A 20,601-nucleotide genomic window follows, 5' to 3' on the forward strand; every position below is an offset into this window, starting at 1 on the left:
TTTTTGATAACGCTATATATCGTAGGTGGATTAATTACCCTAAGTTATTCTATCCACAGCTTTCTCAATTTTCGACGCTTAAAAATATATTACAATAATAATTTGCTGCTAAAAAGGCCTGATATTAAACGCTATTTGATTCTTAACCCTCTCCCTTTGGCCATATTTTTTTGTTATCGAAAAAAGCCCTATAGAGCGATTTTCCGAGCTATTTTTTAAACATTATGGTGATGAGGGGCATACTTATTTTAGAAGCCAAGGGCTTAAAAACTTTTTAAATGACCTATTCAAAGGAAAAAATCGTTATAAAAAGTATCAAATACACACACTTTGCTGGCCAATTGACAAAAACTCTCAAGATTGGATTGAGCATGAGCGATTTTTTAAAGGCAATAATTTCTATGCGCGGATTGGGTTGAAGGAAGAGACACAGGTCTATTAGCCTATATGTACATAAAACAGTTAGCCCCTAATTTTGATTTTGGCTCAACTGGAAATTATAATAGTGAGGTTTGGGAGTATGGAGAGTCTCTACCCTGGATTATAATGCACCATTGCCGGAATGGGTTCTAAAAGCTATTTAAATAGCTTTTAGAAATATTTTTCTTTTCAACCTATAGAGATTATATTTGGGATATTGAGTTGCAATTTAATTAAACAATAATGTCCCAAAATTCCATCTTTCTGGTACTGAACAAATCCTCTTTTGTATATTATATGTTGTCCTTGGTGTTGATTGAACTTGAAACAGGAACGTGCAATCTGTTTTTATCAATTAAATCCAGATGCTTTGGAAGTCATCTATCAAAAGTAAATATTTAAATCATATGATAGATGTAACCCTCTTGTTTTCTGCCTATCACTAAAGTGTGTACCCTTGTGATATCAGAAAGCCAGTTTTGAAATTGTGTGTAATGGCTCGGCATTGGCCATCAATGCTCTTGCTTTTTTAGAGACTTTAATAAGAAAAGGCTAAAATCAAATAGCTGAATTTGTTTAAATAGTTTCGAGATCCTCATTGAGCGTTTATTATTACGGGGAAGGAAAATAATTGTTTGGTCATAAAATGGTCGTGGAGCAGGGTAAAATCCAACTGGAGCACCAAAATGTTCACATTCTTCACTAATAAAGAACCAGTCTTTACTATTTACAGAAAAAAGATCAAATTGGTTTAATAAAGAAAATACGGACTGTGAGTCTAAATGAACTGTATATAGTCTACCGCAAACAGGAAACTTTTTATTTAATTTTAAGGCAAGATATCGAGCTGCTGAAAAATGATGAGATCCCCCACTATTACATAAATGAATGCGGTTGTTATCCCATGCATAGCAATAAAATGAAGGATTATTGAATATTCGTCCGCCCTCCCACTGCAAATTTTTATTTAAATTTTGTTCTGATATGTCGGCGATTAAATTATGGTTAACTGTTGTTGCGAAATCATCAAGGGTTTTAAACAGGCTCAGATCTGATTTTGATGCGCCAAGGCAATCAATATCGCGAATATCACACCACCAATTTTCTGTTTCGTTAACTGTGACAATATATTCTAATTCTGGGATATATTGTTGTGTTGAGTAGTATCTTTCCCTTAGATTCATGGTGTATTTTTTATCAAAATAAAAACTATCCCACCTGTTCCAATGAATTATTTGATCCGCGTTAGCCGTTTGGGGAGGTGTTTTTAATAACATTTGTAGCTGAGAGTGACTTTTGATTTTTTTTATAAATCTTGATGGGTGTAAAAAACCTTCTTGTATCGAATCAACAATTAAATTAAGTACAGTCCCCATGCTTATCCTTTGTTTAGACGTGCGTTCAACTAGCTCAAAAGCTATTAAAATAATGCTAAAGAAGTATTCCTTTTACTATTGATGAAATACTGTTTTTTAGTTGTTTCCCATTATATATTTAAAGTGTTCAGGTTTTTTTTGTTTTAAAATGAGTTGTGTAGTTGGCTGTAATATCATCAGCCTCTAACTTGTATTGATTAAGACGTTGTTTGACAGTTTGACTGTCTTCAAACTTATTATCAGAGGCTATAGATTTTATAAATTGACGAGCGTTATTAACTAACTTTTCTAACAAGCTCTTATTTATTATTTTTATATTTTTACTTGGAGAACACGCATACTCAAAACAAGCAGATAAATGAATCATAATAGGTACACATTTAGCACCATTGCCATAATTGTTATTAAACCAAATTTCAGAACCATTCAGCTGATTACAATCGTGTTTACAAATAAGATCAGTGGTTGCACCATTTTTACATTCAATAACTAAAAATTTTAAATCATCCAACAGCCAGAGATTATCTGGTCCTTTTCCATAATCATTTTCGGGGCGTTGGCCTATAAAGCCAAGTAGGTATGCTAACTCTTTAAAAGCATCCTCAAATATATTTGCAGTGCCTTCACTAAATACAAGTTTTGAAAATACTCCCTCTGCATAGATAATAAGTTTGTTTCCATCTTTAAATTTTTCTTTTAAATAGTTAGAACATTGTATTGCTTGTGATCCGGTATGATTTTGTAGTGGCCTATAACAGATGCCTTCGATTGGTTTAAGAACTCTTAAATTATCAGATATAGCGGATAGCTGAGTTTTTTGCGATTCCACCTTATCGTACTTGTTTATATATTCCGACATGTATTGTTTTAACACGCCTCTTAATAAAGGATCTTCAGTTGACCTATTGATTTCATTCAAAATTCTATTTGCTGCTTCTTGTGGTTTCCCAGAGCGATCTAAATCGTAAGCCTCTCTTAAAGCTATTTTTATTGGGTCAGTTTTATTTTGATTGGAATAATTTAAGTCTGCCATAATACCTCTGCTTAACTTAACCCATTGAGGATCCCTTTTTAGACTGTAGTTTATGACAGTTTTAATCTCATCAGCTCCCTTATCTTTTATTTGGTCTGCTATTTGCTCTGATAATTCTAATTGAGCCTTTGTCGCGGGTGAAAATAGTTCTAAAGTTTCGCTCGTATAAAGCTGAGAAGTAAGATCTTTCCCCATAAGAAAAATGACGCAATAATCATCATTAGATCTAATTCCTCTCCCCATCCCCTGTTCCACTTTATGAACTATTTGATTTACTCTGTTCGAACTACCTGCAAGCTCACTCTGGCGAATTTTATCAATATTATTTCGGGCTGCTGGTAATCCATCTATAACTAATAATCGGCAAGCATTTTCGGGTAAATCAATCCCATCATATTTGTTAACTAAAATCGTTAAGCCAATATGAGTCGTTTTAAGTTGTTCAATTCCATGAAGCATACTGTCTTTATTTAAAATGAGATCCGCTGCATCCTCCCAAAACTCCACTCGCTTGTTAGAGGGGACAATAACTACCACGTTATATTCTTTGGATAATTCCAAACATAATGCTTTAACATCACTATCGAACATATTGGTGTTAAGAGCTTGTGGTAATAAGATTAATCTGTCACCTACATCCCCCGCTGAATCTGGAGTGATGGGGGTATTAAGATATTGGGGGCTTACACCAAAATGAGTCGTTAAGACGCTATCGTCCGATAATGTGGCGGTCATAAATATTTTTCTTGATGCATTACTCAGAGACGGAATCACATCAATTGGAATACAATTACTTGTAATTTCAATGTCATGCTTACTAATCACGCAACTACATCGCTCTAAATTTTCTTTTATTAATGCCCATTTAAATTTTATTTCTTCATGATTTTTGTTTTCAATTAAAACCTGCATTACATTACTAAGATTTTCTTGCCAGTTCCAATATGGGATTAAGATGTAGGCAAAAGGATCCCCTGATTTAATCTCCAAATATTTTGCTTCCGACTGCCTTTTCATTGCCTCTTCAAAAATACTAAATATTTTTTTATGTGCCGGGTTAGAGGATGATACATTCAAAGTGAATTGTTCTTCGACTGTATTTACGCATGCATGGGCATCATCAATAAGGATCGTTTTAATGGGTATTTTAGTTCCTTCATCCCCAACACCAAATACTGATTTTCCGTTAATTAATTTATATATATTAGTTACTAAAATTGCTTTCCCTTTTAAAAAACTCTCATTTTCAGGGTCATCGACTGCATTTAATCCAAGATCTTTTGCTTCGGATAAAACTTGCTCTACTAAAAAATTATCTGGAACAATGTAAACTACAGGTCCTTTCTTCTCATTCAAGCAACTTTTTAAAATTAAAAGGCCAACCACTGTTTTACCGCCGCCTGTATTCATTTTTATGACCAGGTTTCGTTCCTCTTTTCGGTCAAACCACTTGCTCCATACTTGAGATTGCACATCGCGGGGATAATGGAATTTGTTTGATTTTTTATTGGGTAACGCATTAAAAATTTCTCTCGGTTTTAAAACAGTATCAACAGTTTGTCCCGTACCCAATTTGGAAAAATCTAATGCCATTTAATGTCCTTTAAAGTTTACTGTTAATCCATATTGGCCAAAGAGTAATTAGGCCTGTAATTGCAATTTTAAGTGCATGTTCAGCGCATCAGCAACCTTCACCAGGGTCTCTAATGAGGGAATAAATGAACTATTGCCACTTTCAAGGCGAGAAATAACCGATTGTTTGGTTCCAATTTTATTAGCCAATTCAGATTGTGTCATATGTCGCTTTTTACGGGCATTTACAATCATTACTGCTATATTATTAATAATTTGCTCACGCTCATAGTGCTTGGCAAATTCTTCATCTTGATTGATTTTATCGTCAATAAATTCATTTAAGGTAAGTGCTTTCATTCTCGTATACCTCCATCATTCGTTTTTCAGCCAGTTCAATTTCTTGCTTTGGCGCTTTTTGTGATTGTTTTTTATAGGCATGTAAAAGAACGATGATTTCTTTTTGAATGCACACATAAAAAAACCGATAACCACTGCGCGATGTTTTAATTTTAATTTCCCAAAGCGAGCCTTTTATTTGCCTGAATTGTACCCTTGGGCTGTCAAACCCTAGCTCTTCAATACTCTTTAAACAACCAGCAAGTCGCGCTATCTCATCGGACGGCAAATCATTTAGAAATTCCGCCACGGGGTTTTTGCCCGATTGTTTTTGGTAAAATTTTATTTTCATAATAATTTATAGCATAAATGTGATAATTTGGAAAGTATTTAACTAAACTTAATCCATGGATTTTAGTTTATTGCTTAACGTTTCCGAGTTATTCAAAGATTCTAGTTTATCGAGCAGTTCCTTGAGCGGTCTATGATTTTTTAGTAATGGATTTGCCCACAAAAACAAGATATCGTCATCAGTTAATATTTTTTGCACTATATCTGGTTTTTCCTCCAGTAAAATCTCTACAGCACAAGCTACTAACCATTTAGAGGTTGATAATTCACCTTTTGCGATTTCTTCAATGGTTTTTGGCGCAATACTTTTATCTTTATTGAAAAGCGTTCTGGCTTTTTGGTGCAGTTTTTCTGATTTGTTATGAATGGATAATAATTCAGAAAATATCGCCTGTATTTTCAAGGAAACATCTGTTTTTACATTTTCAGATAATCCTAGTTGATTAAGCAGTGTAAGCGCTTGCTGTTTTTTTTCATCAGGAAGGCTTGCTGTCTTTATTTTAAGTTGCCCAATAGCGGCACTTATCATGGCATCATAAACATTCAAGTCGATGTGTTCTTCAAAGCATAACCTGCTGAGCTCATCAATAGCATCAATAAAACTACCTGGTAATCGGATCCTAAAATCTTTTTGTTCGGACAGAGCCTTTGTGGAAAAATAATGCTCAATAGCCACAAGATTATTCATGTAGTGCTTTAGTTCAATGGCTTCGTCCTGGCTTAATTTGTCCCAGCTATCGAATTCATCGCAGTTATTTGCTTGAAATGAGCCATAGGTTGTTTTTTTATCGGCTGATTGCACGTGAACTCTAGGTGGTTTATTCATGTTTGCTTTAACGGCAAACGATAGTTTTTTCATGAATCTACTCCTGTTAATGGCCTACTCCCTACGGTAGGGAGTAGGGCAATAGTCAGTATTTATAATCGGGTATTCTTTCTATTCTGTTATCAATGAATTCAACCAGTTGATCGCAATAGACTCCTTTTATCGGTTTATAGGGTATCACTGGCCACACTAGCATGTCTGAAAAGTCTTTGTTAAGGTAAAAGGAAATATTGTATAAGTCTTGCGCCTCATCCAACTCGATACAGACAAAACCATCTAAATAACGCGCATGAACTCTTATTGCAAGTGCATTAGATGATAGTTCATGCCATTTAGATACGCCCCAAGACCAAACGATCGCTTTATTCGTGTGCAGCAATTGTTGCTGGATAATTTCTGGAATAGTCATTGTGTTCTCCTATGTTTTTACTATGTGTCATTAGGACAAGAACAATATAACAAGGGCAGCAATAAATATCAACATTTTTGGTAAATAATTTTTATAAATATATTTTATAATAATTGTTGACGATTACGCGCTTTTTTGAGATACTGTATTTGTTCCTTGAGAACAATAGTAAAAACATAGGAGAAAACATAATGTTACCCATTTTATCAAAAGAAAAACTATTTAAATTAGCCCCTTCCATATTCACACAAGAAAGTTCCCACAAAACAAGTGATCAGTACTCACCCATCTCAACAGAGCAAATCATTGAAAAATTAATGTCAGAAGGATTTTTTCCAACTTGGGCAACTCAGACCAAAAGCCTGAGTCAAGAATCGAAAGCATTTGCAAAACACATGCTCCGTTTTCAACGCCATGATGTCATTCAAAATAATCAGGGACTTTATCCAGAACTTGTTCTTATCAATTCTCATGATGGCCTGTCTTCTTATCGCCTAATGGCGGGTCTTTTTCGGGTTGTGTGTGGTAATGGAATGATTGCGGGACAATCCTATGACGAAATTAGAATTAAACATCAGGGAGATGTTGTTGGGAACGTTATTGAAGGTACTTATAAGGTGATTGAAACCGCGAACAAGATGCTCGATGTATCAGATGATATGGCTTCAATTCATTTAAACGATACTGAAAAGATGATTTTTGCCGAAGCTGCCCATTCTCTAAAATTTTCTGATGATGAGGGCGCAATGATCGTTGCTCCTGAGCGTTTATTGCAACCAAGGCGTTATGTGGATCAAAAAGATAATGATTTGTTTACGGTGTTTAATGTCCTACAAGAAAATTTAATTAAAGGAGGGATCCGTGGCCATCGTTTAAATAAATACGGTTACACCACTCGAACAAAAACGAGAGAAGTAAAAGCCATTGATCAAAATGTGAAATTAAATCGTGCGTTGTGGACGTTAACCGAAAAAATGATGGAAATAAAAAGGTAAAGGAATTTTTTAGAGGCAAAGAAAAATCCCTTTGCCTCATCTTGAAAATAGCGTGTTAACAATAGCAAGATAAAAGGAACATTGATGAAATTAAGACTATACCACGGACGCAATACCCCAGAACAAGAAATGGATGATTGGGGCTTTGAAGGAGCAACACTTTTTGGTGTTGATGGCATTATCTGGACATACGGAGTTCCTAGAGTGTTTTTTATTAATGATGATTATTTTAATATAGCCAAGGAAGTAACCGGTTGGGATGAGATTGCTGATGGTTTAGAGATGCGTGTTTATGAGGATTTAATTAAAACCAAAGAGGGGTACTTTGGGGATTGGGAATTAATTGGAATATAAGTGGTACTTTTTTCTATTCTTTTTGTCTCCTTTTGTTGGTTTTATATCTTATATATGCGTTGATAATTAATAGTATGTTAATTGATAGGATCACAGAATAATAAAAAATTCTGTGATCTAAAATTAGAGCTTCCAATTTATTGATGATTAAAAATAAAAAATTCTTGATGTAAGAAAAAATAGCATTAATATTAATCAGAATAATAATGACTAAAAATAACCCCACCTTCCTTTTTATTAAGGAAAAAAATAACATTATTGAATGTGCTTTTATTTGTAAGGATCTAATATTCATTCTAGGATAGTACCCTACCTGATACCAATCCCACGGCTTCTAAGGGTATCGATTTTGAGTTCTCATTGGCGCAGTTTATGCCGCTAATTTTTGCAACTATATTTCCTGATCTATAATCAGTTTTTAAAATGGAATCCGCAATTGCCGTACAAGACATGGAATTGATGTTTATTTTAAATCGTAATTGATTTGGATTATCAGAATCATGAAAAGGAGCCATGACGAATGCGCTGAAAATTGTACCCATGGGTATCGATTTAGATTCCTTAATATCAGATGAGGTGAAATTAAAATTTTTTGTAACCACAACTTCCCCCATCTTGCTTTCTGACACATAAATTCTTTTTGATTTTGATGTGAGTTCATTTTTATGTTCGGCCAGCAGTTTTAGAGACTCATTTTTATTAATAAACGGAATAGGGATAAACCAATCAACAATGGTTATCATGACCTTATCCAGAAAAGGAGGTTCAACACCATGAATTTTCGCGGCAATCTCGGACAACTCTTTTAGAGATATATAGGTTTGCTTTTCTTTTTGATTTAGTTTTGATTGAACGGAATAAGAGTGATAACCAAATAGACCAATAATAGTTAGTGGTATGATGTATTTACATGTAGTCCTAATACGGTTTTTCACTCGGATATCCTTTTTTTTTAATTGTATATTTACTAAATTAAATCCTAATGCGGAACAATACTAAACGGATTCAATAGCCTGTTTCTTCTCTTTTCGATGTTGCTTCCATTCTTTATCTTTAGAAAAGATCATGATGGAGGACTCTTCAAAAAAATAGCTAATATCATCAATGCCAACCCATGAGCAGTATTCTTTTATTTCTGAGTAAATGTCTTTACTAATTTCGATTTTAATTTTTTCTTTTTCAGGTGTTTTTTTTGCACTAATTAAAGCCATGGTATTCTCCAAAATTAACATCAATTTTATAAAAAATTTAGTTTACTATATCAGTAAAAATAGGACATAAAAATACAAATCGAAACAATTAATAGCGATTGGCAAACGGATCATAACTATTGCAATAATTTGTAGATGAATAACTACGATAATTGTTGTCATGATTTCTATAATAATCATCAAATGAACTGTTAGATCCAAATGTATTGCCATTTACATCCAGACAACCAATCATTGGCAGGCCGCTTGCAGGATTAATTTTTGTATCATTTGATTTAGAGTAAGAATGAAAAGAATGCCGTTTAGCATACACAGCCTTCTCTTCTTCAGTCCATTCACTATAGGGTCTAAAATGAATGATTTTAGCAATTTTTTTCAGAAATCTTTTTAATATATTCATGATATAAATATCCCTATTGAGTAAATGGTTAAGAGAATACTGTGAATCACAAGCACGCAATTATTATGCGCTTTTCATAATATTAATTTAAATAAATAATACTAAAATTCCCAGTTAAATGCCCATACAAAAAGAATGATTAAATTAAAAAAGAAGTCGGGTAACAGGACCGAGTCGCCCCAGTCCCGTCCCCTAAGAACGTAGCGTGCGACTTTCACCGCACTACGCTCGAGCCTTTCTAAGGCTATTCACCCAGCAGTAATTCACTTCCGATAACATTTAATTTCTGGTCTTTTACCCATTGGATAAAAGAGCACTGTTTAGTCCATTTTTTCCTACCTTCAAAGTATTCTTTATACTCTGGGAGATAGGGATTAGCAATCGATCTTACTTTAACGTGTCGTTGTATTTTTATATCCATCATTTTGCAAATACAAACATTCTTCTTACCGTCCTTGGTTTTAACAACATCACTAAAAATCCATCGCCTGGACACGCTTCGATTTCGAAAGTAGCGATCCATTGCTTTAACGCGTTTATGTCCGTTAAATTTTCTCATCGTCCAATAAAATGTTTTCTGGTAAATGTAATTATCCAGTGCGGCATAAGTTGCTTTGGAAACGACCCTTCGATAATAATTAGCCCATCCTTTTATGATTGGGTTTAGTTTTGCTATGAGTTCAGCTCCACTCCAACCATATCCTCTTTGGACTGTTTCTTTAATCTTCAACTTTATCGCTTTAATGCTGCTTTTTGAGGGTTTGGTTAGAAATTTCCCTTTGTATTTTCTGACATTAAAACCAAGAAAATCAAAGCCTTCTTCAATATGCACGATTTTGGTTTTTTCCTGTGATAGCGAAAGCCCTCGTTGTGCAAGAAAGTTGGTTATTATCGGCATCACTTTTTCTTTGAGGATTTCAGGACTTTTCGCGGTTACGACGAAGTCATCAGCAAAGCGAATATTATTTACTTTATCACCTTGCTTACAGCCGGAATGAATTTCCTTCTCAAGCCCATCTAGAATCAGATTTGCAAGCAGTGGTGAAGCTGGACCTCCTTGAGGGGTGCCTCGCACTGTTTCAAATAACTGATTCTTGTCCATGTAACCTGCCTGTAGCCATTGGGTTAGCACTCGTTTGTCTATAATGACGTTATCTTTCAACCATCCATGATCAATTTCATCAAAACAGGCTTTGATGTCACCCTCTAGAATCCATTGGGCGCAATTTTTCCTCGCTAATGTTGAATAGCATTGATATATTGCATCATGGGTACTGCGTTTAGGCCTGAATCCGTAGGAGTTCAGATCAGCAGTAGCCTCACTTATTGGATCTAGGGATAGTAAATAGAGTACTTGCATAGCCCTGTCTTTCATCGTAGGTATGCTTAATGGCCGCTGTTTACCATTCTTCTTAGGGATATAGATTCTTCGAAGTGGTTGAGCCTTGTATCCTCTTACCTTTAGGCTGCGCGTTGCTTCGTATTTTTCCTCTGGTGTGTTCCAAACAACACCATCGATACCTGGCGTTTTGCTGCCTTTAGCGGTAGTGACTCGTTTTACTGCAAGTCGTTTTGCACTAGCTGAATTAACTAGCAACCATTGCAGTGATCTCACTTTTCCATACTGTTTATTACGTACTGCCTTTGCGATACGCATTTGTAGTCTGTATACATTCTTCTCAATACTGTGCCAGCACAGCTGGCTCCACTCTGTATTTAAATTAAATGTGTCAGGTGCACCAGATACCAAAGGACCTGTCATTTGCTTTCCTCACTTCTACAAATTCTACAAACTCTTTCGCAATGAAAGACCAGTTGGACGTGGGCTTCTTTTCAGAGCAGGTGACATTTAAACCTGTATCCAATTCACTACAAATTGGCCTTCGCTTTTTCCAACCTCCCAAACCTGCATCCCCATAGGTAGATCTTGCGATCTACTGTCTCCAATAAGGAGAGAGATACAGGGTTTCCAAGTTCCCCTGTTTGAGTAATACCGGGTTAGGTGCCTGCTCTCAGCCGGAAAGTTTTGTAATCGTGTGGGGTTCGTGTGATTCTCCCAACTACCTTTCGTACCTTTTTGGTTCAAGCGTGTCAGCCAATTGCGCTTGTTGCGAGTTACGGCCTTTATCACAGATTTACTTACATTCACCATACCAGTTACCTAGTAGCTATCCCGATTTTGGCTATCAGGTAGATTTTATTCTTTTCAGAGGTTATCATCTCACCACAGGCTCTTCACCCGTAGTTTTGCTACGTTGTCAGAGAGGCTTTATTAACTCTCGTAGGTTCATCTGACGACACAGATGGTTTTCGGAATTGCTCCCGATTAACAACTCAAAACAGCAACTTTTCTTGTCGCACCACACCCCTCGCAATGTTTATTGCTTAAAACATTTTATTATTATTCAATAACTTACGTGAAGATGAGCATTTTTAAATCTGCCAACACCTCTGTTTTATATGGGTGTGCATCCACTCTTTAATATTAATCAATAATTTATAAAATATCAACACCTAATCCACACCTAGTAAATGAATAAAAAACCTCTATTAAACAAAGATACACACCTATTCGACCCCTATAATTAAATGATATAATTATTCTCAACTAGCCAAAATCAGTGCACTGAACCTGTATTATAAATTTAAAAGAGGATTTTATGCCCAAGGCCTATTGTTATTTAAATCAAAAAATTATTGATCAGCTCGAATCCATTAAAAAAGATGAAGGGCATGATTCATCGTCTCAAACAATGAAAGAAATGATTGAATTAGGAATAAAGGTTTATCTCCATAATAAAGATAATCCAGTGATAAGCGAGGATGAAAAAAGACGCTTAGAAAAAGAAGAAGAGTTAAATCGTCAACACACGACCCATCTTTTAAGATTGCTGGGAATAAGTGCTGATATTTTTCGTTGTGTTTATGATAAAAACAAACTTCAAAGTGATTCGAATAATGCCGAAGAACATATCGCAGAACTGAAGAAAAAGGTAGATAATTTCATTGAAGGATTTATCAATAATTAAGTTATAAAAAATAGTACTTGCCGTTAAATTGAAAGTAATAAAGATAATTTTTACTCTAAAAATTTTACCTAGAATCGAACATTAATTGTTTTAATTGGAAATAGGTAGTTAATCCAATTAAAGTAAATGCCCCTAATGAAATAGCTAAACTACCATAATAAAATAGTTCATTTCCCTTGGGAAAATGAACTATTTGGTCAATATATTCGATAAATAAAAAATACAATAACCAAATCAAAACCAACGAAAACGCTAATCCATTTTTTACATCATAATAAAAACAATGAATACGACTTAATATTGCTAAAATTATAAAAAACGGGAGCGATATAAAATAAAAAAACATTTGCATTCCAGATGGCTCATAAGCAACCTGTAATAGGTTGTTCATTTTGGTGGAACAAGCTACTAATACATAGACATAAATAAGGTAGAATGATGATCCATTTATCAATATTAGAGAGATTATTCCACACATTTTTTTCATATAAAAATTCCCATGCTCAATCAATTAAAGATATTTTAATATATTTCCATTTCTTCTCGCTGAAGGGTTTTCAATTTATCAATTGAATTGTTTTTAATTTCAGGAGTTTCAAGGTTCATTTGTCGTGAAATGGTATCAAGACACTTCTTAATTTGATCTTGATTCAAATCTGTTTTATTGGGGCTTCCAATCAGTTTATCGACACTAACTGCTTTATTTAATGTATCAACTACTTCTTGTATCCCTCCGATTTTAATCACATCATTAAAGTCTTTTTGACGCAGCGGAATGGCAATTTCTATGGTTTTTCCATGCTGTTTCAATCGTTCAATGGTTTGAATAATTACCCTGTCCTCTTTAATGGGTTTTCCATCATTATCCATGCAAATGACTATTTTATCGGTGAGCAAAGCCATATCGATATTTACAAAATTTTCTTTCCCTAGTGTCGCTATAACGCGTTCATTTTGAACTGCATCCCTGATGCTTAGTCCTGTTTCTACACCTTCTGCGATATAGGTGACACTTTCATGTCCTTTCCCCTCATTTAATATGACTCCAGCGCCTGCTTTTATTCCATAAGATTTCTTAGGCTTTATCTTCATAATTGCTTGATTCGCTGTGTCATTATCCAGATATACTGCTTCAACGCAGGCCACTTTATTGTCTTTGTCCCGCGCAATATTCAATAGTGCTGGCCTGTAGCGAACTTCTTCGGTATCTTTAGTATAAACATGGGGATGAAAGCGAATATTTTCTCCAGACACATTATGAATCTTTCTGATTTCTTTTAAATACCGCTCTGCTATTGTACCTGATATGGGTTTAGATTCTCTCGCTAATTGCAGCCCATAATCTGATGTTTTTCTTTTCTTATCAGAATCGATTGCTTGAATCTTATTAGGGTTTTTGCTTGCTAATTTAATACGTTCTTTTAAGTCATCACCTGTGAATTTGGCAGCATATTCAAGACTTTCTTTAAAATTTAGATTTAATGTTTTTTGAATCAAATGAAGCATGTTTCCTTTTTCCTTTGTTTCAAAGTTATGCCAAACTCCTCTTTTTTCTCCACTTAAACAGATGCTTAAGCTGCCTTTAGTACCATATCGATATTCTGTTTTTGACGAAAGCGCTCTATTGGGCTCTCCAAGTAGTGATTCAATCACGAGCTCAGCCTGGTCGGATAAGTTTTGTGACAGCATATTCGCATCATAGCGAGGTTCCTGGTTCTTTATTTTGGGCATACCATGCATTGGCTTGAGTGATTTTGGTTGCTCATTGGGCGTTTTGGACTTCATTGGGGTATGCAGGAGGCCAAGCGATTCCAATGCAGAAGTTTTTTCAGGAGTAACACGAAGTTGTTTTCGTAGTTTTTTATGATCGTCCGTATAAATCATGGCATGCAAGGAACCTCGCGTTACCATGATATAAAATGAACGCAGATGGTTTACTTGAGCATTTTTAGTTTCAGCAACTCCAATAACAAATGGGGATGAAGCCCCTTGAATTGAATAACTGGTAGCAGTATAACTATAATCCCAATGGGAATCCTTCATCTGTTTTTTTTCCAGAACGTGCGCCACGCCACTACTGTCTTTTACGGTAAATGACTCATCGTTTACCTCCGTCACCTGCACCCTTTCATTAGCGAAACGTCCCAAAGTCTTATCAGATTTTTTAAAATGAATTTTTTCACCCACCGAAACTCTTCCTGGCATGGATTGAAACAATTCAATCTTCCAGTCTTTATTTTCTTTTTCAGGAACAAAGAGGCATTTATTTCCTTTCGTATCATTTAATACCACTACTTTCGCTGCCTCATCTACCGAAACTACTTTGAAATAGTGCTCTCCTTTCTTTAAAAAATACTCTTCTTTCTTTTTTAAGCAATCCCGATACGTTTCACAATAATAAAGCTCTGCAGTGGTGTAATTCGTGCTTAGTAGCCGCGGGAACTCTTTGTTTTCAAGGCCTATGGTAGACTCTTTCATCAGTGCATTTCTAATCAGACCATTTGCAACTTCCCTTTTTTTATTTTCATGAATGATAACAATGGTGCTATCACGGCATGCTGGTGTCCGTGATAAATAATCTCCTACAGCCATTTCTATCGGGCTTTTTTCTTTTAATTCTTCCTGGAAGGGTTCTCTCGATTCTTGTTGAGTGTGTTCTTGTTGCTGGTACGCTTGGGTCGAGTGGCCTGTTTCAATAATTGAAGAGGTTATGTTGTGGTAAGGACTATCGGTTTTAGTTCGGGTGATTGAGTCTAAGGGTTGATTCGCTAACTGAGTTAACGCCTTATCAATATCCCCCGTGATTAATGTTTCGATTGCCTTTTTGTATTCGATGACTTGTTGTCGTACCAAATCATCCATACAGGCCACCTTGATGCTTCCTTCCTGAATCAATATCTTGCTTGGCTTACCGCTTTCAATGCTTTGATGCTGGCTAATATCGCCAAGCATTGCGCAACGAGCGCCCGAATCATGGATTTTTTGGATGAGGCTTGCGCAATCTCGATTAGAGACCATAGAAGATTCATCAAGCAGCACCAGTGTTTCTTTGCTTAATGTCGCTTGCTGTTCTTGTTCAATAAGAAAACTCTTTAATGTTTGCGCTTCAATTCCCAGCGCCCTCATTTCTTTTACAGCCTGGTGCGTGGGCGCGACCGCAATCAGTTTAACCTCTTCATGAGTCATAGATTGGACATGCCTGATGGTGTCAATCGCACTTCGAGTCATGGTTGTTTTTCCTGTTCCTGCATAACCCTGAATCATAATAAACTGATCAGTTGTAGTCGTGATTAACTCACATGCTTCTTTTTGGCCTTTGGTAAGGTGTGTGGGCTCTAATTGTTTTCGTGCTTCATCACCACTCATTAGCGGCTTTATGGTGTTAATACCTGCTTTAACATTCTTGATAATCGACTCTTCAAATGCCACCGCTTCTTTGGTGGTCAAAATCTCGTTCCCCCCTGATATTAAATCCCCATTAGTCATGACCTTATCCAGGACGTTATTTAATTCGTTAAGTCCTGCTTTTCCTATAGCCTGAGTGAGCGCAACCTTAAGCAAATCTGACCGAGTAAAGGCTGCTTCTCGTTCTGAAAGATGGGCTATTGCAAAGTTCAGCGCTTTTTCTGCATCACTTTTTTGAGGTTTTTCCGAGGTTAAAATAGTTAAGGCCTGTTCCAGTGACGTGAGTAGATCAGTCGTGGTTCTATGGTCAATAATCTGTGCACCATGATTGGTTTTGGCAGCATCCAAAGTCAGCGATATCGCCGAGGATTTTGTTGCAGTCTTCATTGCAAACCGATTAGCCTTCTCCACATCATCCGTAATAATCATTAATTCTTCTTTGCTCGATTCGCATAATACCGACATGGTATTTTGTTTGAGCGCATAGGCCGGTAGTGTCATAATGGTTTGTTTCACGAGTTTAAAATCATCAGAATAAATGGTTTTGGCATAGGCATGGCTCAATGGGAAATGCTTTTCGTTACTCGTGATAAGATGAATAGTTCTTTTTCCATCTTTTATTTTTATTCCATGGCGGGTAAATGCAGTGACCTCATATTGGTTACCGATTTTTAATCCTTCAAAGGATAAACTGCCCATAGCAATTAATTGATCTCCTATACTTACTGATAATGGTGTTTGTTCATAAACCTGCGTGGAATCTGTAATATTTTTAGCAGCAAGTTGTGATCTTACCCCGTTATGATTCCGAACAATCAATTGATTGTCTTTTTCATTGACACCGATTACCGTGAATTTTTTTGATTCTGTACGGGTGTTCTGGATTAATACCCAATCGGGCTGATAACTTTTGGCCAATTTTTTTTCACTTAAGGTCAAGGACATAGGGGTTAACGTATTGATGCTCTTTTCATCTACTGAAATCTCCCCGTGCTCTTTTAACTGCTTACGGATTGCTTCATTGACCTCTTTCGCTTCGAGCTTTGAGACAGTTAATACTTTTGTATTCTGCCTCTGGTTCAACGGTAAGTTACTGTACATTTGTGCTGTTTTTAGAATACGCCCTTCAATCGTTTTTTCTTCTATGAGATTGATGTTGGTAGCAGGCGCTTTCCTGTCATCAACCTCAAATGTTTTTATGCCGGCTTTATTCAGCAAGTCGGGAATATCGGATTTAAAACCAGAAAGGGATTGTGATTTTTCCAGCAAAATGACTTTGGCACTACGCTTATCGGCAATAGATAATAAAGTATTCATCTCGTCGGGAGTAAGACGCTGTGATTCATCCACAATCAGCACCTCGCGCTCCTTTTTACTGTTAAAAAAAGGTAATTTATGCTCTGAACGATGGCGATAATTAAAGCCCGCAACTGTTTCACACAAATCCTGTTTTCCAATAGATAAAATCCATTGCCACAGGGTAGGCGCTGATTGGGTCATGTCCTTATTCATCGTCCGCGCAGAATAAGCAGAAGGACAAAGAATACGAATTTTTTTTGAATCCTGTGAATAATCAATTAAAGTACTTAAGAGCTCACGCGAGGTAGCACTTTGCTGTTTGATGCGCACAACCCCTTCTTTATTAAATAAGGCTTGAGTTACTGCTTTTTGAATGGACTCATTATCAGTGAGTTTGCAAACCTTATCCGTATTGCGTTCTAAGCCTTTTTTTTGGGGTGTGAAGTTCACGATTTTTTTAATGAGTTCTTGTTCCTTGTTAATGAGCGTACTCGTTGTAAAAGAGGAGTTTTCTGTATTAAGAGCAATCAGATTTTGTGCATCAATTTCTTTATCAATCCGTGCCATCAGTGCTTCAAAGCCCTGTTCACCTAAGGAAAAATAAAGGCTCGTCTGTAATACTTCCTGATAGGTAAAGGTTAGTTTTTTTTCTTCTAAATGCGCAATTGCGTCAAGAACACTTCTATCGAGTTCTTGATTATTGGACATGGTTTCTTTTGGTGTATGCGATTCTTTAGTTTTTTCTTTTAAGGTGGCAAGATAGGTGGCTGGATTAACGCCCAACGCTTCACTTTCAGCGCTCCATCGTGTGCGTAATTCCTCTGGAGAAACCATTTCCTTTGATTTCCTTGAATCCAGAGTCGCCCTGTCATACGCTTTTAATGAATTAGAGTGCATCCCTTTAATATGTTCTTCAACCTGGGCACGGCGCTTAGAGATTTGCTCCAACAATGCCTTATCAAAATGCTTGATTTCAAATAGACCATGAGCATCACCCGTATGCTCTATTTCGAGCCCCATTTCTTTTAAACCAAGAGCCATTTCAGAGCGGTACACAAGTCCCAAAAAGATTTGATTATCCATAATCCACTCCATGGTGCCATTATTGCGACTGATATCAGAAGCCAACGCACGCCATTTGCCATCCAGCCGCTCGGTGAAATTCATCAACAATGCATGCACATGAAGCTGAGGATCAAGCTCTCTGGAGGTATCATGGAGAATGGCAGCAAAACAAAGATTCCCCGTTTTTTCATATTCCATGCCTTCTTTTCCTGATTTGCGCGCTTGTGCCGCCTCCTTTTCAATCAGTTTTAAGACTGTCTTTACCGCATTGAGGTGCAAATCAATAAATTCTTTGTGTTCACAAACCAGCCCAAGATAGGACACGGATTTTGGGGCAGAAAAAGTTAAATCATAACCGCCTCGCCTGTTCATTTCACCAGTGGCTGATTTCAAGCCTTTAATCACATCACCGCTTGGTAATTCGCCACTGACAATAGACTCAAGGGTTTTTACGTTAACTTCTCCAGAAAGATTTTGACGCGCAGCACTTAATCCAACCCATTGGGTAACCAATTGGTTCGTAAAATAATAATTTTCCTGATCAAAATAATAACCAGGCTTTTTAATTGGTTTGACTCGCAGACTTAACATGATTTATTCCCCTATCAAAAAATGAATTCCTTATCGGACTCGCATTCGATACGTTTGATGTTGGTTGGCGCTTGCACCTCAAAACGACCGCTGGTGGGCTCATTAACGGCAGAACCCTTTTTGAGATTTGCATCACACGGAGGAAGGGACGGTATGGCACGAGGTAAAAAACCTGCGGCCTTTATACTTCTTTTTTGATAATGAAGTTCCAGCTTTGTAATAGGGTATTGACCAGGCAATCGCAGATAACAGGTAAGCGGATCAAGTCCCATAATTTCAGGATAGGTTACTAAGGGGCGTGTTATACGGTTTTTTCCTAATGAAATGCCGTCACGAATGGAGTTGGCTCCATAAGAGTAATTTTCTCGGGTGTCATCAATTTCTTCATCCCCAAGCTCTTTACTGACAAGTTGCGCCATTTCATGGCTTGGGCTTGCAAAAAAGGCTCGGGTATTAAGCAAATCAAAAATTTCAGCTGCCCCACTACGCCCATATACCTTCTCCAATTGACTAAAGCTCTGCATTCCCAGAAGAAAACAGCCGCCAAATTTCCTGACTTCAGCAATGGTTTCACCTAATAAGGGTAATTTGTGCAGGCTTGGTAATTCATCACAAATAAACCAAATTCGCCTGTTCGCGTCTTCTGGCAAACTTAAGAGTGTCAGTGATGCCATGGCAATCCACATCGAAATCAACGGCTTTAAAGATTTATGTTGTTCCCCATTGCTTGATATAAAAAGCCAGCCCTCCAAATCTTTATTTAACAGATAATCACGAATGGAAAAGGAAGGCTTCCCAGACTCATCAAGACCACTTAACGACTGCATTGATTTAAGGTAGGTTGTAATGACAGAGCGAATGGAGATGGCTGTTTTTTCTATTTTATTACTGACCAAAGTTGCTGCCGCTGTACCGTTGAGATAAGGTTCCAACTCGCTAAACTCACCAGTTACAAGTAACCCTAACAGCTTGGATAAGGAACGTTCTTTATCCTCACGCATTTGACTTGCAAGACAGGCAAACACGGTACGTGCTGCATTAACCCAAAACGGATCGTTTTCTCCATGCATAGGGATGAGACTTTCTGCCATATTTTCCAGTAATTCATCTTTTGGGGCTTCCAGCCATAAATCCCAATTAGCGCAGCGTGCATCAAAAGGATTGAGCAAGACATCATGACCTTCCTGAAAATACGCCTGAGTAAACGTGCACCCCTTGTCATAAACAATCACTCGGTCGCCACGCGCACGTAAACAATCCATCAATTTCATGATGAACTGACTTTTCCCCATACCGACCGTACCATGTACCAATAAATGCTGTACCTCTGATCCTTGCAAAAGAGGAAATCCATCAAGTTGTAAATCAGATGCTTTTCTTTGTTTTATTATCTGTTTTTTAAGTGTTTCTGATGGGACTAAACTCGCCCCTCGTATAAATTGATTTTGCGTTTGAACCTTTCCTCGATAAATGAAATATCGGCTCACCAAAAGTGCCACAATCAACGATAAGGGAAAACTCCATAGAGTTGACTGTAACAAGAAGGTCAGTAAACGATCTGAGGTAGCAGAAAAATAGTGATTGTGGAGAAGCTGCTCGACAGTTTGTGATGCATTCCCCCCTTTAACAGGGATAGAAAATACATGTGGCACCCCTGCCAGGTGATAAAAGTGAGCCGCGTGATAGGACACCGTCTGTCTTATCATTCCATGTGGCGCAAAAATACCGGTCAATACAATGCTTAACCCTGCCCAAATGAATAAGTAAACATGAAAGAGCGCTTTGTTAATCTGAAACCACATCCGCAGATTATGGAATGAGATCTGGCCTCCACGGGTATAATGTTTGTAATTGGATTCATGACTCATTTTATCTTCCTTCTGCTTGTTTTGGGCAAAGCAGCGGCTTCCACTGCTTGCATTTGTG

At 36.8% G+C, this 20,601-nt stretch carries 15 protein-coding genes; 3 read left to right on the plus strand and 12 right to left on the minus strand.

Features of this window, described 5'->3' with window-relative positions; translation table 11 throughout:
* Nucleotides 1-932: 932 nt before the first annotated feature.
* The 6 genes from ACN4Z1_RS04485 to ACN4Z1_RS04510 all read right to left on the minus strand — a co-directional run bounded on the left by ACN4Z1_RS04485 (nt 933) and on the right by ACN4Z1_RS04510 (nt 6,326).
* Nucleotides 933-1,796, minus strand: coding sequence for a DUF6685 family protein (locus ACN4Z1_RS04485; protein ID WP_021582677.1), 864 nt, complete (start codon nt 1,794-1,796; stop codon nt 933-935).
* A gap of 127 nt (nt 1,797-1,923) precedes the next feature.
* Nucleotides 1,924-4,422, minus strand: coding sequence for a helicase C-terminal domain-containing protein (locus ACN4Z1_RS04490; RefSeq protein WP_025520167.1), 2,499 nt, complete (start codon nt 4,420-4,422; stop codon nt 1,924-1,926).
* A 48-nt stretch (nt 4,423-4,470) separates the two neighbouring features.
* A complete protein-coding gene (locus ACN4Z1_RS04495) occupies nt 4,471-4,761 on the minus strand; it encodes a helix-turn-helix domain-containing protein (protein WP_021460513.1) in 291 nt (96 codons plus the stop codon).
* Complete coding sequence (locus ACN4Z1_RS04500; protein ID WP_021460512.1) at nt 4,739-5,092, minus strand: type II toxin-antitoxin system RelE/ParE family toxin; 354 nt, start codon at nt 5,090-5,092, stop codon at nt 4,739-4,741. The genes ACN4Z1_RS04495 and ACN4Z1_RS04500 overlap by 23 nt, the downstream gene beginning before the upstream one ends.
* A gap of 48 nt (nt 5,093-5,140) precedes the next feature.
* Nucleotides 5,141-5,950, minus strand: a complete 810-nt coding sequence (locus ACN4Z1_RS04505) for a hypothetical protein (protein WP_021460511.1) — start codon at nt 5,948-5,950, stop codon at nt 5,141-5,143.
* 52 nt (nt 5,951-6,002) lie between these two features.
* Nucleotides 6,003-6,326, minus strand: a complete 324-nt coding sequence (locus tag ACN4Z1_RS04510) for a hypothetical protein (protein WP_021460510.1) — start codon at nt 6,324-6,326, stop codon at nt 6,003-6,005.
* 191 nt (nt 6,327-6,517) lie between these two features.
* Here ACN4Z1_RS04510 and ACN4Z1_RS04515 point away from each other — a divergent pair, with 191 nt between their 5' ends.
* Nucleotides 6,518-7,321 carry a DUF932 domain-containing protein gene (locus ACN4Z1_RS04515; RefSeq protein ID WP_021460509.1) on the plus strand — a complete coding sequence of 268 codons (804 nt, stop codon included), beginning with the start codon at nt 6,518-6,520 and terminating at the stop codon, nt 7,319-7,321.
* A gap of 84 nt (nt 7,322-7,405) precedes the next feature.
* A complete protein-coding gene (locus ACN4Z1_RS04520; RefSeq protein WP_021460508.1) occupies nt 7,406-7,675 on the plus strand; it encodes a hypothetical protein in 270 nt (89 codons plus the stop codon).
* Nucleotides 7,676-7,971: 296 nt separating this feature from the next.
* On the opposite strand, the gene ACN4Z1_RS04525 is transcribed toward ACN4Z1_RS04520, so the two are convergent.
* The 4 genes from ACN4Z1_RS04525 to ltrA all read right to left on the minus strand — a co-directional run bounded on the left by ACN4Z1_RS04525 (nt 7,972) and on the right by ltrA (nt 11,048).
* Nucleotides 7,972-8,610, minus strand: coding sequence for a hypothetical protein (locus tag ACN4Z1_RS04525; protein WP_021460685.1), 639 nt, complete (start codon nt 8,608-8,610; stop codon nt 7,972-7,974).
* A 60-nt stretch (nt 8,611-8,670) separates the two neighbouring features.
* Entirely contained in the window at nt 8,671-8,886 is a 216-nt protein-coding gene (locus ACN4Z1_RS04530; protein ID WP_021582697.1) for a hypothetical protein, read from the minus strand.
* A gap of 88 nt (nt 8,887-8,974) precedes the next feature.
* Nucleotides 8,975-9,286 carry a hypothetical protein gene (locus ACN4Z1_RS04535; protein WP_021460687.1) on the minus strand — a complete coding sequence of 104 codons (312 nt, stop codon included), beginning with the start codon at nt 9,284-9,286 and terminating at the stop codon, nt 8,975-8,977.
* A 244-nt stretch (nt 9,287-9,530) separates the two neighbouring features.
* On the minus strand, nt 9,531-11,048 hold the full coding sequence (gene ltrA, locus ACN4Z1_RS04540) for a group II intron reverse transcriptase/maturase (protein ID WP_419388091.1): 1,518 nt from the start codon (nt 11,046-11,048) through the stop codon (nt 9,531-9,533).
* An 898-nt stretch (nt 11,049-11,946) separates the two neighbouring features.
* On the opposite strand from ltrA, the gene ACN4Z1_RS04545 reads away from it, so the two are divergent.
* Nucleotides 11,947-12,315 (plus strand): hypothetical protein, encoded by a 369-nt coding sequence (locus ACN4Z1_RS04545; RefSeq protein WP_042238349.1) that lies wholly within the window; start codon nt 11,947-11,949, stop codon nt 12,313-12,315.
* A 522-nt stretch (nt 12,316-12,837) separates the two neighbouring features.
* Here the strand turns inward: ACN4Z1_RS04545 and traI are convergent.
* Nucleotides 12,838-18,675: a conjugative transfer relaxase/helicase TraI gene (gene traI, locus ACN4Z1_RS04550; RefSeq protein ID WP_058393364.1), complete on the minus strand. Its 5,838-nt coding sequence runs from the start codon at nt 18,673-18,675 to the stop codon at nt 12,838-12,840.
* A gap of 14 nt (nt 18,676-18,689) precedes the next feature.
* Nucleotides 18,690-20,543: a type IV conjugative transfer system coupling protein TraD gene (gene traD, locus ACN4Z1_RS04555; protein WP_058478482.1), complete on the minus strand. Its 1,854-nt coding sequence runs from the start codon at nt 20,541-20,543 to the stop codon at nt 18,690-18,692.
* Nucleotides 20,544-20,601: the final 58 nt, after the last annotated feature.

This window comes from Legionella sp. ST3F1, assembly GCF_048553315.1.
Lineage (GTDB): Bacteria > Pseudomonadota > Gammaproteobacteria > Legionellales > Legionellaceae > Tatlockia > Tatlockia donaldsonii.

What these genes read in the sequence shown, in the direction of transcription:
- ACN4Z1_RS04530 (WP_021582697.1), bottom strand. Translation starts at nt 8,886, where the DNA reads ATGGCTTTAATTAGTGCAAAAAAAACACCTGAAAAAGAAAAAATTAAA.
- traD (WP_058478482.1), bottom strand. Translation starts at nt 20,543, where the DNA reads ATGAGTCATGAATCCAATTACAAACATTATACCCGTGGAGGCCAGATC.
- ACN4Z1_RS04500 (WP_021460512.1), bottom strand. Translation starts at nt 5,092, where the DNA reads ATGAAAATAAAATTTTACCAAAAACAATCGGGCAAAAACCCCGTGGCG.
- ACN4Z1_RS04545 (WP_042238349.1), top strand. Translation starts at nt 11,947, where the DNA reads ATGCCCAAGGCCTATTGTTATTTAAATCAAAAAATTATTGATCAGCTC.
- ACN4Z1_RS04520 (WP_021460508.1), top strand. Translation starts at nt 7,406, where the DNA reads ATGAAATTAAGACTATACCACGGACGCAATACCCCAGAACAAGAAATG.
- ACN4Z1_RS04505 (WP_021460511.1), bottom strand. Translation starts at nt 5,950, where the DNA reads ATGAAAAAACTATCGTTTGCCGTTAAAGCAAACATGAATAAACCACCT.
- ACN4Z1_RS04535 (WP_021460687.1), bottom strand. Translation starts at nt 9,286, where the DNA reads ATGAATATATTAAAAAGATTTCTGAAAAAAATTGCTAAAATCATTCAT.
- ACN4Z1_RS04510 (WP_021460510.1), bottom strand. Translation starts at nt 6,326, where the DNA reads ATGACTATTCCAGAAATTATCCAGCAACAATTGCTGCACACGAATAAA.
- ltrA (WP_419388091.1), bottom strand. Translation starts at nt 11,048, where the DNA reads ATGACAGGTCCTTTGGTATCTGGTGCACCTGACACATTTAATTTAAAT.
- ACN4Z1_RS04515 (WP_021460509.1), top strand. Translation starts at nt 6,518, where the DNA reads ATGTTACCCATTTTATCAAAAGAAAAACTATTTAAATTAGCCCCTTCC.
- ACN4Z1_RS04485 (WP_021582677.1), bottom strand. Translation starts at nt 1,796, where the DNA reads ATGGGGACTGTACTTAATTTAATTGTTGATTCGATACAAGAAGGTTTT.
- ACN4Z1_RS04490 (WP_025520167.1), bottom strand. Translation starts at nt 4,422, where the DNA reads ATGGCATTAGATTTTTCCAAATTGGGTACGGGACAAACTGTTGATACT.
- ACN4Z1_RS04495 (WP_021460513.1), bottom strand. Translation starts at nt 4,761, where the DNA reads ATGAAAGCACTTACCTTAAATGAATTTATTGACGATAAAATCAATCAA.
- traI (WP_058393364.1), bottom strand. Translation starts at nt 18,675, where the DNA reads ATGTTAAGTCTGCGAGTCAAACCAATTAAAAAGCCTGGTTATTATTTT.